The sequence below is a fragment of the Paenarthrobacter sp. E2MeOHC11 genome, assembly GCF_058744955.1.
The window spans coordinates 2,203,028-2,216,526 of sequence record NZ_CP196673.1 but is presented as its reverse complement, the minus strand read 5'-3'; the positions used below and the strand labels follow the sequence as shown (position 1 = coordinate 2,216,526).

The following is a 13,499-nucleotide window of genomic DNA, read 5'->3' as shown; positions in this document are numbered from 1 at the left end:
CCGCAATCAAGCAAAGGACTCTGATGTTTCTCGCCATCCGCGACATTCGTTTCGCCAAGGGCCGCTTCGCGCTCATGGGCAGCGTCGTCGCCCTGATCACCTTGCTGCTCGTCATGCTTTCCGGGCTGACGGCAGGCCTGGGCAATCAGTCGACGTCGGCCATTGCGGCCCTGCCCGTTCAGCAAATCGTGTTCGGCGCGCCTGCAGGCGGTGAGCCCAAGGCGTCGTATACCGAGTCGGAAGTCTCCGGCCAGCAGCTCGAGGCGTGGCGGGAACAGCCCGGCGTTGCTTCCGCCCAGGCAGTGGGAATCAGCCAATCCCGGCTTCAGCCCGTGAGCGATGGCGGCGCGCCGGGCGGCACAGCGAACGTCGCAGTCTTTGGCGGCTCCTTGGCACCGTCCACTGTGGAGGACGGGACCGTTGTGGTCGGCGAATCCTTGGCCAAGGACCTGTCGTTGGAGGCCGGCGGCCGCGTTCGTGTCGGCGGAACTGATCTGACCGTCTCGGCAGTTGTTGAGGACCAGTGGTATTCACACACGGGTGTCGTCTGGACCACCCTGGAAACCTGGCGAACCATCGCCCACGCCACCCCCGGCACCGCTACCGTGCTCGCGGTAACGCACGACGCCGGCACCTCCTTGGACCTCGACGCCGCCAATGCGGCGGCCGGCACAGTGAGCATGGATCCTGTGGGTTCGTTCCAGGCCTTGGCCTCGTACAAAAGTGAAAACGGATCACTCATGCTCATGCAGGCATTTCTCTACGGAATTTCCGCGCTGGTCATTGTTGCCTTCCTGACGGTCTGGACAGTCCAAAGGACGCGCGACATCGCAGTGCTCAAGGCGCTGGGCGCCTCCTCCTCGTACGTATTGAAGGATGCTTTGGCCCAGGCAGCCATGGTCCTGCTGGCAGGCGCCGCAGTGGGTGGTGCCATGGGCCTCGCCGGGGGACTCTTCGCGGCCCAGGCCGCTCCGTTCCTGATCACTCCCCTCACCACATTGCTGCCGGTTGCCGGGATCGTCATCCTTGGCCTGGCTGGCGCCGTCCTCGCCGTTCGCAAAGTCACCAAGGTGGACCCCTTGGTGGCCCTCGGCGGCAACTAATACTTTCTTCGAAAGGAATACATCATGACCACCGCTCTCAACCTCGTCAACATATCCCTCGAATATCCGGACGGCGGATCCACTCTCAAGGCCCTGGACTCTGTGGATCTCGCCGTGCAGCAAGGGGAGTTCCTGTCCCTGGTGGGCCCTTCCGGGTCTGGTAAATCCTCGCTGCTCGCTGTGGCCGCTACCCTCGTCAAGGCCACTGCGGGGCTGGTCGTCATCGATGGGCAGGACGTCTCCGCGCTCAAGGAGGCCGAACGCACAGAGTTGCGCCGCGACAAGGTGGGAATCATCTTCCAGCAACCGAACCTGCTGCCTGCGCTGACCGCCGTCGAGCAGCTACTCATCTGCGAGCATCTGCGCGGCAATCCGTTGAAGGAGGCGCGCCGCAAAGCGGTTGAGCTGCTGGAGGTCGTAGGCCTGTCCGGGGCCGCGCACAAGCGTCCGCACCAGTTGTCCGGCGGTCAACGTCAGAGGGTGAACATTGCCCGGGCCCTCATGGGCAGTCCCACTGTCCTGCTGGTGGACGAACCGACCGCTGCCCTCGACCACGAACGGAGCGAGTCAATTGTCCGGCTTTTGCGCAGCGTCACCGATGAGTTCCAAACGGCTACCGTGATGGTCACGCACGACACCGAATTCCTGCCCCTGACGGATTCAGTCGCGACCATGCGGGACGGGCGGATCAGCCGCGCGTTGGTCCCGTCCGCCCAGCCCAAGTAGGTAGCAGCAGACGCTCTATTGAGCCACCATAAGGGCATTTGCTGCTACTCAGTTGGGGGAGCCGAGGAGGGCTTCGTCCTGTGCGTCGTCGTAGGCATCGCGGGCCTCAAGGATGGTGGGGACGTGGCTCTCCGCCCACTCGCGAAGCATGGACAGGGGCTGCAGCAGGGACTCACCCACCGCCGTCAGTTCGTAGTCCACCCGCGGCGGTACCTGGGCGTGAACGGTCCGGGTGATGAGTCCGTCGCGTTCCAGTGCCCGCAGCGTTTGCGTCAGGACCTTAGGGGTGACCACGCTGACCATCTTGCGAAGCTCGGAGAAGCGCACCGGCCCATCGCCGAGTACCTGGATCACCAGGGACGCCCACTTGTCCCCGATGCGCTGGAAGATCACGCGGGACGGGCAGTTGGGGTCCAGGATGTTGGCCGGGAGGTCTTTCGGTTCCATTGTCAGTATCCCTGAGGTAACTAGGTTTCTTTGAAGCTATCAGTATCCGTTGGATACCTTTGACTTATTCGAGGATACCAACCCCAAGGAGAGCTATGAAAATCGCAGTCTACGGCGCAACGGGCATGGTCGGCAGCCAGATCGTCAACGAGTCCCTCACCCGCGGCCACCAGGTCACGGCCATCTCCCGGAAGGGCGCAGAGGTAACCGGCGCCGCAGCGCAGGCCGCTGATCTGGCTGACGGCCAGGCCTTCGCCTCCATCGCAAAGGATCACGACGTCGTTGTGTTGGCGACGGGCCCCAGCCGCACCGGCGGCGACCACGGAGAATGGCTCGACGCCATGGCTGCCGCTTACAGCAACGCCGAAGGAACCCGCCTCATGATCGTTGGCGGTGCCGGAACCCTGGAAATCGATGGTGTCCGCTTGCTCGATTCCCCGGACTTCCCGGAGGCGTACAAAGCTGAGGCCACCACCGCTGCCAAGGCCTTCGAAGCCGTCAAGCAGACCCCGGAGAACATCGACTGGACCGTTCTGGCTCCGGCACCCGTGATCCAGCCGGGTGAGCGCACCGGGGAGTACAACGTAGCCAAGGACTCGCCGGCAGGCAACAGCATTTCCACGCAGGACTATGCCGTCGCGATGTTGGATGAGATCGAACGCCCGGCCTACCGCCGCGCCCGTTTCACCGCCGCCAACTAACGTCAGCTAAAGCCCCAGGCCCAGCCCGGGTACCCGCATCTTGAATATGTCCTTAAGGGCATGTTTTGCCGCGTGGTACCCGGGCATCCCTGTCACACCCGGCCCGGGCGGTGTTGACGACGAACAGAGATACACGCCCGGCATCGGAGTCCTCCACGGCACGTTGGAAACCACTGGCCGTTGCACCAACCCACGCAGGTCCAGGATCCCGGCGCTGAAGTCGCCCCCAACGTAGTTTTCGTTGTACGCAGACAGTTCTGCCGCCGTCGTGGTCTGCGACGCAACCACAACATCCCGGAAGCCCGGCGCGTACCGCTCGATGCGGGCGGTGACGGCTTCCGCCATGTCCACCGTGGAATTGGCAGGTACATGGCAGTAGGACCACAGGACGTGGCGTCCCTCCGGCGCCCGGGTCGGGTCCACCACGGATGGCTGGGACACCAGGACGTAGGGCTCGGAGGGGTGCTTACCCATGGCCACGAGGTTCTCGGATTCGGCCATGGCAAGCCGCGACCCGCCCACATGGACCGTTCCTGCCACCGCCAGGCCAGGGTCCAGCCAAGGAACCGGACCCGACAGGATGAAGTCCACTTTGCACGCTGCATTCCCAAAGCGGAATGTTTCCAGTGCGCGCCGGTACCGGTCGGGTACTTCTGTTCTGCCCAGCCTGGCAAGCGTAGGCGGAGCGACATCCAACAAAATGGCTTTCGATGGCCGGACCTGGTCCAGTGAATCGACGCGTTCTCCAACGTGGATGGTTCCGCCGTGGGCTGTCAGGTCATCTGCCATGGCCGCTGCAATGGAGATCGAACCACCAACGGGTATTGCCCAGCCGCCTGCATGGGCCAGGACGCTGAGCAGAAGCCCAGCCCCGGTTGAGCTCAGCGCTGGCTGCGAACCAAGGGCATGCGACATGACGCCCGTCAGCAACGCAGGAGCGGCATCTTCCCGGAAGCGGCGCCCCCACAGAGGTGTGCCTTGGTCCAGGGTGGCAAGCCCGAACATCATGGCCGCCAAAGGGTCTTTCGGGACCCTCAGCAGCTGGTTGGAGGTGAAGTCCACCACGCCATTCACCCGGGCCAGGAGGGGCTCCAGCAGCCGTCCGTAAGCCGGACCGTCCACACCTAACCCGAGGACTGTCCGCTCCAGCGACTGATACGCCAACGCCGCCCCGCCCGAGTCCAGGGGAGTACCGTGCTGGACTTCGGGAAGCCGGAGATCTATGCGGCGGGATAGCTCGAAGGCACGGAAGAACGGTGATGCCAGGGCCATGGGATGAACTGCGGAACAAACGTCGTACAGGTAGCCCGGTTCGATCAACTCGCTGGTGCGCGAACCTCCGCCGATCATGTCAGCGGCCTCATAAAGATGCACGTCCAGGCCTGCGCGGGCCATCACTACTGCGGCGGCCAGGCCGTTGGGACCAGCCCCGACGACGGCGACATCAGCCATCGCTGCCTACCTCCGCTCGCTGGGCTGCTTGGAGTCATCAGTATTCACAGCAGTTCCGGGCTGCCATGGAAAGACGGACCGCGAGGGACGGAAGAGGTCGATTCTCAGCCAGTCCCTGGCTCCGTTGAAAGGCCCGCCATGGGGATCGTCCTCGTCATGGATGCGCAGCGGGTCCTGGGCAGGATCCCATATGTCCATGACCACTCGTGCCATCAGATAAGCGGTCGCCATCATGTGCAGGCCAACGGCCAGGACGTAGTAGGACATATCTATGTTGTGCTGGACGGAGCCGCCACTGGTCGCTTGGCCCAGGTACATCCAGATGGCGGCCCAGTGCAGACCCTCGGCGGCCTGCCAGATGAGGAAGTCACGCCACTTGGGCCGGGCAAGAGCCAGCAGCGGGATGAGCCAAATAACAAACTGTGGTGAGTACACCTTGTTGGTGAGGATGAACGCGGCCACAATCAGGAAAACCAGCTGGGCGATCCGGGGCCGCCGGGGGGCACATAACGCCAGGGCACCAATGAGGGCACAGGCCAGGATGAACAGGTACAGGGCCAGCGAGTTGATGGTTGCAGCATTCATTTGCGTCCACTGAAGCCGGTCAGCCACAAGGTTGTAGGCAAACCATGGCGAGCTGTAACCCGCGGGACGTTCCTGTGTGAATTCGAAGAAATAGCGCCAGCCAGGGGGATTCATCGCTGCGATGGGCAGGTTCACTGCCAGCCACGAAGCCAGGGCTGACCCGGCGGTGATGAAGAATGTCCGCAGCTTGCCGCTGCGGAGGGCAAGAACCAGCACAGCACCGAGTATCAGCACGGGGTACAGCTTGGTCGCCGTCCCCAGACCGATGCACACGCCGGCAAGGATCAGCTTGTCCCGCGAGAAGAAGTACATCCCCAAGGCAAGCAACCCAACGGCCCACATGTCCCAGTTGATGAATCCGGCCAGGATGATCCCTGGTGCGACTGCCACCATGGCGGCGTCCCAAGGGCGTCGCTTGTTGATACGTGCCGTCAAAAGGACCGTGACGATCCAGACCGCCACGATCAGCGTGGCGTTGATATCGAAGTAACCCAGAATCCGTTCATTGCCCACGCCTTGGCCGGGAACCAACAAAGCTGTGATGCCCGCGATGATCCCCATCAGGACGGGGTATTCGAACAGGCTGCCTTGGGTGAAGAAGGGGAACACGCCATCGCCCAAGCCGCGGTTCTTGAAGAGCTCGGGGAAATCGGAGTAGCAGGTGGCGTAGAACTGGCCGGGAGTCTGCCAACCGTTGACGCGGCAATAGTCCTTGGCGAGCACGGCAAGGACCGCGGCAATCACGGTGAGGATAATGAGGACCCGTTCAACGGTGAAGGGGCCGGAGGAGGCCATTCCCGGTGCCGAGTGCTTCCCCAAGGGGCCGCCGATGAGCTCCGTAAAGTTCCGAAGCAGGGAGTCGCTGCGGCTGGGAACCACAAAGCGGGCACGTTTTTGCTGCCGGTGCGGCTTCGTCTCCTGCATGGATCGAGCTTACAGTCATGCCTTGAAGTACAGCAGCACACGCAGCAGTGCGGCACCCACATCCAGGCCGGTAAGAAGCACTGTTAAAGGGGGGAGCCCACGCGCAGCCGCGTGGGCTCCCTGAGGGTCAGCATGAATGTGTTGCATCTGAACTCCCTTCGGGGTCGCTCAGGACATCAACGGATGAGTCCCATTTGGTGCAGGACAACGTAGACATCTTCACGACGTTGGTCGAGGAGTTGGCCGTTGAACAGCGTGCGGTCCTTGGGAGCATCGCTGCTCTTGAAGAAGCGCATTTCTTCGGGGCGCTTTAACATGGTTCACCTCCTTTCGGGAGAATATGCTCCGGGATTTGTGCACAACAAATAGAGCCAATTGAATTCATGAGAAATCAAGGCCTGAAAAGGGCACAAAAAGCCGACGCTAATAAGGGGGATAAAGCGGACCGAATCGGGAAACCCCGAATCGTCGTGCATAATTGCGCGTGCTTCCGGCAGTCGACCCAACAAGAAGCTGGTTCCGAACTTTGGGGGAAACTGCGCACCCGCGGCATGCTGCGTGGAGTCCGCGCCTACAACTGACTACTCAGAAGGCCAACCACGGAGTGTGGCCGACCATGAAAATCCGCCGGCGTCAGGGCCGGTCCGGATGGTTCAGGAGTGGGTCAGAGAGCAAAAGTGGCGTCGATCATCAGCAGAGGCCGGGGTAGCAGTGACGGTCAACTTCCGTCCGCTAGTCAAAGTAATCATTTTCCCAACCTCCTTTTCCCGGCCATTACAGCCTGCTGTGGCATTGTCCCAGCTGACTGAACCGAGAATGCGCGCCTGGTTCCCGGCGAGTCGCTCTGGGAACAAGATATAAGCTACCCCATCAAGACGGAGTTTGACCAGCGCAATTGGCTAATTTGCCAAAAGTTTTTCTAAATTCTTTCCTTAGAGGCCCCAGCGCACAATTGCCGGCGTGCGCTTATCCCAACCAAGCGTGCAGACCTTGGCTGTCCCAAGAATGAAATGACGGCCTTCGCGGGCGTCCATTTCCAGCCAGCGGGCGGTAAGGATCCGGGAGAAATGACCATGCGCAACCACAAGGACATTGTCCATCCCGGATTCCAGGACGCGCCCGATGATCTTGTCGGCCCGGGCAGCAACTTCGTCCAGTGTTTCGCCGTTGGGCACGCCGTCGGTCCAGATGAGGTAGTCCGGGTTGTCCTTGCGAATGAGGTCGGAGCTGATGCCCTCGTAGTCGCCGTAGTTCCACTCAACAGCCAGCGGCTCATGGACTGCCTCCGGGTAGCCTGCAAGTTCCGCCGTGCGGCGGGCGCGGCGCAGCGGCGAGGTCAGGACGAGGTCGAAGTCGATGCCTTCCAGGACCTTGCGCGCCTCGACGGCCTGCTGCTCTCCCTCAACAGTGAGGGGGAGATCCGTCAGGCCGGTGTACTGGCCGCTCTTGGACCACTCCGTCTCGCCATGGCGAAGGATCCAGAGTTGCGGACGCGGGGAAGTCGCAGCGTTCATGATGGCTCCTCAGTTTCGGTCAAAGGCTCGACGACGGCGGACTCGGGTTGCGCTTGCCACCAGGCCAAGAGCTTCTGCTCGGCTTCCTCCGGGGACAGTGGTCCGTGTTCCATGCGTTCCTCGAGAAGGAACTTGTAGGCCTTGCCCACTACGGGGCCGGGCTTGAGTCCCAGGAGTGCCATGATCTGCGCTCCATCGAGGTCCGGCCGGACGGCCGCCAGCGATTCCTGTTCCAAGAGCGCCGAGATGCGTCGTTCAAGGTCATCGTAGGCGAACGACAGGCGGTCGGCCTTGCGCTGGTTACGCGTGGTGACGTCGGATCGGGTGAGGCGGTGCAGGCGTTCGAGCAGGGGACCGGCGTCGGTCACGTAGCGGCGGACCGCCGAATCGCTCCAGCCGGCATCGCCGTAGCCGTAGAAGCGCATATGCAGTTCGACGAGGCGCGATACGGCTTTGATCGACTCATTGTCGAAACGCAGCGCCTTCATCCGTTTGGCCGTCAGCTTGGAGCCCACAACATCGTGGTGGCGGAAGCTGACCGCACCGCCCGGTTCGAAACGGCGCGTAGCCGGCTTGCCGACGTCGTGCATCAAGGCCGCGAACCGCAGCACAAAGTCGGGGCCTGGCACCGGACCGTCAGGACCTGTTTCCAGCGCGGCGGCCTGCTCCAGAACCTGCAGCGAGTGCTGGTACACGTCCTTGTGGCGGTGGTGCTCGTCGGCTTCCAGGCGCAAGGCTGAAACCTCCGGGAGCACGAACTCAGCGAGCCCCGTGTCCACCAGGAGGTCTATGCCTACGCGGGGGTGGGCTCCGTTGATGAGCTTGACCAGTTCTTCCCGGACGCGCTCCGCGGAAATGATCTTGATGCGGTCCGCCATTTGGGACATGGCGAGCCGGACGTCGTCATGAACCGACACGCCGAGCTGGGAAGCGAAACGCGCCGCGCGCATCATGCGCAGGGGGTCGTCCGAGAAGGAGGCCTCCGGGGCGCCCGGCGTGGCGAGCTCCGAGGCGTGAAGGTCGCGGACGCCGCCGAAGGGGTCCACGAGCTCCAGGCTGGGCAGCCGCAGCGCCATGGCGTTGATGGTGAAGTCGCGGCGGAGGAGGTCTTCGGTCAGTGAGTTGCCGAACGCCACTACCGGCTTGCGTGAATCGGGGTCGTAGGCCTCAGCGCGGTAGGTGGTGATCTCGATCTGGAAACCACTCTTTTTCATGCCGATCGTGCCGAACGCGCGGCCGATTTCCCAGAAGTTGTCCGCCCACTTCTTGATGACGGCAATGGTCTGGTCCGGCGTGGCGTCGGTAGTGAAGTCGAGGTCCGGGGATGTCCTCCCCAAGAAGAGGTCGCGCACGGGCCCACCGACCAGGGACAGCTCATAGCCGGCATCGACAAAGCGCTGCCCAAGGTCGAGCACCACCGGATCGATGGTGAAGTTAACAGAAGAGCTGTCCAATACGTGCGCCATAGTTCCTTAAGCTTGGCAGATTTTTGCGCAGCAGTGGGCCACTGTTCCATGCGAAATCAGGCATGTGTCCGCGGAGCGTCTCCCGCAGTCCATCTTGTGGCCATGTCCCGGTCATCACTCCGGGGCAAGAGTCGTTAGAGTGGACCACATGGCCAACCCGATCCCGAGCGCTCCTGGCAGGAGGACAAACGCACCGTTGCCGTCGGCAATCGGTGCGCACGTCGCGCCTGCCCAGCAGCATCCGGTCCAGGCCTCGCTTCCCACCGTGGAGGAAGTGTCGGCGGGCGGCGTTGTAGTAGACACGTCCGACGGCGAACTCCGGGTTGCGATCATCGCCCGCCTTAATAGGGGTGGCCGGCTTGAGTGGTGCCTGCCGAAGGGCCACCCAGAGGGCCGGGAGAACAATGAGGAAGCTGCTGTTCGCGAGATCGCCGAGGAAACGGGCATCGAAGGCAGCATTCTGGCACCCCTGGGCAGCATCGATTACTGGTTCACGGTGAGCGGCCATCGCGTCCATAAAACCGTGCACCATTTCCTGCTCCAGGCGACGGGCGGCGAGCTGACCATCGAGAACGATCCCGATCAGGAAGCCGTGGACGCCGCGTGGGTTCCCATCCAGGAACTGGCCCGCAAACTGTCCTTCCCGAACGAACGCCGCATCGCCGACCTGGCACGGGAAGTGCTGCCAGAACACCTCTGACCCGGGTACGTGGGACGATAAAGGCGATGTCTGAAGCCAAAACCACCCAGTCCGTTCAATCCGGAGAAGCACGTTCCAGCGCCATCATGGCCGCAGGAACGCTCGTTTCCCGGTTCCTTGGCTTCGCAAAAACGTGGATGCTCGGCGCCGCCCTTGGCCTGGGTTCCACGGTCAATGACACCTTCATCAACGCCAACAACCTGCCCAACCTGATCTTCCTGCTGGTGGCCGGTGGCGTGTTCAACGCTGTGCTTGTCCCGCAGATCATCAAGGCAAGCAAGGCCCCGGACCGCGGCGCGGACTACATCAGCCGCCTGCTGACCCTGGCCGTGCTGGTCCTGCTGGCGTTGACCGCCCTGGTGACGCTCGCGGCGCCTCTGGTCATTGACCTCACCACCCAGGGTTACTCCGAGCAACAAAAGGCCTTGGCCGTCACGTTCGCGTTCTGGTGCCTCCCGCAGATCTTCTTCTACGGCCTCTACGCCATGCTCACCCAGGTGCTGAACGCCCACGGCGCGTTCGGCCCGGCTATGTGGGCGCCTATCCTGAACAACCTTGTGGCCATCGCCGGCCTGGGCATGTTCATCTGGATCCTGGGCGCCAACATCACCAACCCACACACCGTGGATAACTGGGGCCCAACCCAGACATTCCTGATTGCCGGGTTCTCTACCTTCGGCGTGATCGCCCAGACGGCCATCCTGCTCGTCCCCGTCTTCCGGCTTCGCCTTGGCCTTCGTCCCCGCTTCGGGTGGCGCGGGGTTGGACTTGGCCAGGCTGCCAAGCTGAGCGTCTGGACCTTGGCGACTGCCGCCGTCGGACAGTTGGCGTTCCTTTACGTCATGAGGATCGCCACCATTCCCGGTGCTGAGCGCCTCCGCCTGAGCAATGCAGGGAATACTGTTGCCGCGGCTGTGTTGCCCGGCAACGCCGTCCTCGAGGTCGCAAGCCAGCTGTACCTTCTGCCGCACTCGATCATCGCGTTGTCCCTGGCGACTGTCCTCTTTAACCGCATGACACGCGCGTCCCAGGATGGCAACAAGGGCGAGCTGCGCGATGCCCTGTCCCATGGCCTTCGCACCATGGCCGTTGCCACGGTTTTCGGTGCCTTGGCATTGTTCGCCCTGGCGGGTCCGCTGGGCATGTTCTTCTCGGGTGGCGAAAAGCAGGATGGCGTCATGCTGGCCCAGACGCTCACCATCCTTGCCCTCAGTACACCGTTCCTGAGCGCCAACTTCATGATGTCCCGCGTGTTCTATGCCAACGAGGACGCCCGCACGCCCTTGTACGTCCAGTTGTGGCTGGCGGTCATCTACGTGGTGGGCGCGTTCTTCATCCAGTTCCTGCCCGTTGGGCAGATCATTTACGCGATCGCGATCCTCTACACCCTGGGCAACATTCTTTCCGTGGTGATCAGCGTGGTGTTCCTTCGCCGCATGCTGGGCCACCTGGACGGCCCTCGTATCGCCAATTCGTACATCCGCATGGGCTACGCCGGCTTGGGCTCCGCGTTGGCCGGTGCGGCTGCGCTGTGGCTCCTCGGCAGCTACCGTGCCGACGGTTTCGCCTGGAGCAGCCGCCCGGCCGCTCTGGTGACCGTGGTCGTCGTCGGGCCCGTCATGTTGGTCGCCTACCTGGTCCTGCTGCGCGTCTTCCACGTCACCGAACTTCGCGACCTCCTGCGCCCGCTGATGGGGCGCTTGGGACGCGCTCCCGCACCGGTGACGGGCGCCGTTGCAGAACCCACGACGGCGGCCCGCGCCACGGTTTCAGACGATACAGGTTTGATTCCCCGTATCTCGGGCGAGTTCGACGCGGCGTCCTACCGGGCCGGCCCTGCTGTGGAACGCGTTGCTCCGTTGTCCAGTACGGAGGCTCCGGATGCGCCGAAAACCTATCTGCCGGAAGAGGACGCGCCCAGCACGGCCCGGGGCGGCAGGTTCAGGCCTCAGGTCCCGTTGCCGGGTCGGCGTACCTATCAAGGCGACGCCGGACGCAATCCCTACTTCCCAACGCGCGGAAACCACCGGAAGTGAGCCGGTGCCGTCAACGTGGGCGCAGGGCATCAATCGGCTAGGCTAGAAAACGAATACAGGTAGTTGCAAAAGCGGTTGAACCGGCTCGCCGGGCCGGCCGCGTGCAGGACCCGCAGCTCCCGGACAGCCTAGGAGGAACACGTGTCCCACCCGATCGACGTCGGATCAGTACTTGGCGGCCGCTACAAGGTCACGGCCAATGTGTTGACCTCGCATGACCAAGATCAGGTGCTCGACGGCGTGGACCAGGTCCTCAACCGTCCCGTGAGCATCCTTGTCGCCGGTCCCGGAAACGCGGAACAGGTAGCTCAGAGCGCCCGTGAAGTGGCCACAGGGGAGCGGCCGGGCCACGTTCAGATCCTGGACCTCGGCGTCAGCGACAACACCACCTACCTCATCACCAACCACAGCACCGCGCCTGACTTGCTGGATCTGGTGGTTGCCACCAACCCGCCCTACATCGAGCCCTTCTTCACTGAGACGCTCGGCAGCGAGATCTTCGGCCAGGCACGCACCTACGAGCCCGAAACGTACGACGGCCTGTACGAGGACGATGAGCACGACGCCGAGTACATCCAGTACGACGAAAACGGCTACCCGATCCCATCCGATGACGACACCCAGCAGGACGCCACCGGATCCCAGGCCGGCAATGTGCCTCCCATGCCTTCTTCCAGCCCGTCGTCGTCCAAGAGCGGCATCGCCGGAAAGCTGGCTGCTGCTGCGGGTGCCGGAGCAGCCGGACTCGCCGCGCTGAAGAACTCGGCTTCCAAGAATCACGACGCCGGTGCAGCTGCCGGCCCTGGTGCCGCTGCCCCCGGAGCCGCTGCCTCCGGTGCCGGCGCGGCTACAGCCGGTGTCCAGGCCCAGCCGCCCACCCAGGCCGTGACGTCCCAGCCGGCTCCGTCGGCTCCACCCGCACCGACCCAGCCCCCGACCCAGGCCGTCAATGCGCAGCCGGCAGCGGCACGTGAACCGGCTGAGCCCAAGGTTTCGCTGTGGTCCGAAGAGGACTACGGCTTTGCCGGGGGAGGTGCCGCGGCTGCTGCTGGAGGCACTGCGGCCGCTGCGCGAGGTACCTCAGACGCCGGTTACGACCGTGCCCCCACCAGTTTCCCGGCGTCGGCCGCTGTCCAGGAAGATTACGACGACGAGGAAGTTTACGAGGACGACGCTCCGGAGAAGGAGCCCCGTTCGCTGCGCTGGCTCGTCGGCGGCTTGCTGGCTGCCGTGCTGATCGTGGGACTCGTCCTCGCAGTCACCAACCTGGGCAGCCTCTTTCCCAGCGGTACGCCCGCAGCCACGCAGAACACGACTGCGCCTCAGACCAACAGCACGCAATCAGAGGAACCCACGCCTTCGGAGACTGCGCCTCCTGCCGTGCCGCCTGCCATCGCTGGAATTACGCGTCTTGGTGATTTCCCCTTCGCTGCAGAGTACGACAAGGACCTCACCAGGGCTTTTGACGGCAACGCGGCAAGCTACTGGTCAGACATGGAGTTTGCTACAGCCGACTGGGGTGGACTCGTCACCAACATGCCGCTGGTCATTGAGCTCAAGGAAAAAACTGAGGTCAAGTCCATTGTGTTGAACCAATTGGGTGGATCCGGCGGCAGCATAAATGTTTACACCAACGACCGTCCGGCCATGGACGGCGCCAAGCTGGTAGGCACCAACAGCTTCACTTCTCCGGAGCTGACCATGCCCCTGGCTGCGCCGACCCAGACGCAGTACGTCATCGTGGATATCAAAACGCTCCCCAAGCTGGCCGCACCGAAGACCCGTTTCGGCTTCGGCCTGCGCCTGGCTGAGGTAACTGTTCAGTAGTTCGATTCTCATTCTTTC

12 protein-coding genes are annotated in these 13,499 nt (G+C 63.1%); 6 read left to right on the top strand and 6 right to left on the bottom strand.

The window, feature by feature from the left end:
* The first annotated feature begins 23 nt into the window (after positions 1-23).
* Positions 24-1,103, top strand: a complete 1,080-nt coding sequence (locus ACSSVG_RS10305) for an ABC transporter permease (protein ID WP_492418749.1) — start codon at positions 24-26, stop codon at positions 1,101-1,103.
* Positions 1,104-1,127: 24 nt separating this feature from the next.
* A complete protein-coding gene (locus tag ACSSVG_RS10300) occupies positions 1,128-1,829 on the top strand; it encodes an ABC transporter ATP-binding protein (protein ID WP_253465264.1) in 702 nt (233 codons plus the stop codon).
* A gap of 48 nt (positions 1,830-1,877) precedes the next feature.
* Here ACSSVG_RS10300 and ACSSVG_RS10295 read toward each other — a convergent pair whose 3' ends face one another.
* On the bottom strand, positions 1,878-2,276 hold the full coding sequence (locus tag ACSSVG_RS10295; protein ID WP_253465267.1) for a winged helix-turn-helix transcriptional regulator: 399 nt from the start codon (positions 2,274-2,276) through the stop codon (positions 1,878-1,880).
* Positions 2,277-2,371: 95 nt separating this feature from the next.
* On the opposite strand from ACSSVG_RS10295, the gene ACSSVG_RS10290 reads away from it, so the two are divergent.
* Positions 2,372-2,977 (top strand): NAD(P)-dependent oxidoreductase, encoded by a 606-nt coding sequence (locus ACSSVG_RS10290; protein ID WP_231338801.1) that lies wholly within the window; start codon positions 2,372-2,374, stop codon positions 2,975-2,977.
* Between the two features lie 6 nt (positions 2,978-2,983).
* Here ACSSVG_RS10290 and ACSSVG_RS10285 read toward each other — a convergent pair whose 3' ends face one another.
* The 5 genes from ACSSVG_RS10285 to ACSSVG_RS10265 all read right to left on the bottom strand — a co-directional run bounded on the left by ACSSVG_RS10285 (position 2,984) and on the right by ACSSVG_RS10265 (position 8,918).
* The gene (locus ACSSVG_RS10285; RefSeq protein ID WP_231338800.1) at positions 2,984-4,429 is read right to left on the bottom strand and encodes a phytoene desaturase family protein; all 1,446 of its coding nucleotides are present in this window, start codon (positions 4,427-4,429) and stop codon (positions 2,984-2,986) included.
* A gap of 6 nt (positions 4,430-4,435) precedes the next feature.
* Positions 4,436-5,938 (bottom strand): glycosyltransferase family 87 protein, encoded by a 1,503-nt coding sequence (locus ACSSVG_RS10280; RefSeq protein WP_231338799.1) that lies wholly within the window; start codon positions 5,936-5,938, stop codon positions 4,436-4,438.
* Between the two features lie 176 nt (positions 5,939-6,114).
* Entirely contained in the window at positions 6,115-6,255 is a 141-nt protein-coding gene (locus tag ACSSVG_RS10275; RefSeq protein ID WP_231338798.1) for a hypothetical protein, read from the bottom strand.
* A gap of 615 nt (positions 6,256-6,870) precedes the next feature.
* Complete coding sequence (locus ACSSVG_RS10270; protein ID WP_089597061.1) at positions 6,871-7,452, bottom strand: histidine phosphatase family protein; 582 nt, start codon at positions 7,450-7,452, stop codon at positions 6,871-6,873.
* A complete protein-coding gene (locus ACSSVG_RS10265; protein WP_231338797.1) occupies positions 7,449-8,918 on the bottom strand; it encodes a CCA tRNA nucleotidyltransferase in 1,470 nt (489 codons plus the stop codon). Before ACSSVG_RS10265 ends, ACSSVG_RS10270 begins: the two co-directional genes overlap by 4 nt.
* Before the next feature lie 196 nt (positions 8,919-9,114).
* Between ACSSVG_RS10265 and ACSSVG_RS10260 the strand changes: the two genes are divergently transcribed.
* From ACSSVG_RS10260 to ACSSVG_RS10250, 3 genes are all read left to right on the top strand, one after another.
* Positions 9,115-9,618, top strand: coding sequence for an NUDIX hydrolase (locus ACSSVG_RS10260; RefSeq protein ID WP_026541026.1), 504 nt, complete (start codon positions 9,115-9,117; stop codon positions 9,616-9,618).
* 26 nt (positions 9,619-9,644) lie between these two features.
* Positions 9,645-11,654: a murein biosynthesis integral membrane protein MurJ gene (gene murJ / locus ACSSVG_RS10255; RefSeq protein WP_231338796.1), complete on the top strand. Its 2,010-nt coding sequence runs from the start codon at positions 9,645-9,647 to the stop codon at positions 11,652-11,654.
* Positions 11,655-11,795: 141 nt separating this feature from the next.
* Complete coding sequence (locus tag ACSSVG_RS10250; protein WP_492418745.1) at positions 11,796-13,481, top strand: ABC transporter substrate-binding protein; 1,686 nt, start codon at positions 11,796-11,798, stop codon at positions 13,479-13,481.
* Positions 13,482-13,499 lie beyond the last annotated feature (18 nt).

Bases quoted from the DNA above. Each gene is read 5' to 3' on its own strand.
- ACSSVG_RS10270 (WP_089597061.1), bottom strand. From the start codon at position 7,452: ATGAACGCTGCGACTTCCCCGCGTCCGCAACTCTGGATCCTTCGCCAT.
- ACSSVG_RS10275 (WP_231338798.1), bottom strand. From the start codon at position 6,255: ATGTTAAAGCGCCCCGAAGAAATGCGCTTCTTCAAGAGCAGCGATGCT.
- ACSSVG_RS10295 (WP_253465267.1), bottom strand. From the start codon at position 2,276: ATGGAACCGAAAGACCTCCCGGCCAACATCCTGGACCCCAACTGCCCG.
- ACSSVG_RS10305 (WP_492418749.1), top strand. From the start codon at position 24: ATGTTTCTCGCCATCCGCGACATTCGTTTCGCCAAGGGCCGCTTCGCG.
- ACSSVG_RS10285 (WP_231338800.1), bottom strand. From the start codon at position 4,429: ATGGCTGATGTCGCCGTCGTCGGGGCTGGTCCCAACGGCCTGGCCGCC.
- ACSSVG_RS10265 (WP_231338797.1), bottom strand. From the start codon at position 8,918: ATGGCGCACGTATTGGACAGCTCTTCTGTTAACTTCACCATCGATCCG.
- murJ (WP_231338796.1), top strand. From the start codon at position 9,645: ATGTCTGAAGCCAAAACCACCCAGTCCGTTCAATCCGGAGAAGCACGT.
- ACSSVG_RS10300 (WP_253465264.1), top strand. From the start codon at position 1,128: ATGACCACCGCTCTCAACCTCGTCAACATATCCCTCGAATATCCGGAC.
- ACSSVG_RS10280 (WP_231338799.1), bottom strand. From the start codon at position 5,938: ATGCAGGAGACGAAGCCGCACCGGCAGCAAAAACGTGCCCGCTTTGTG.
- ACSSVG_RS10290 (WP_231338801.1), top strand. From the start codon at position 2,372: ATGAAAATCGCAGTCTACGGCGCAACGGGCATGGTCGGCAGCCAGATC.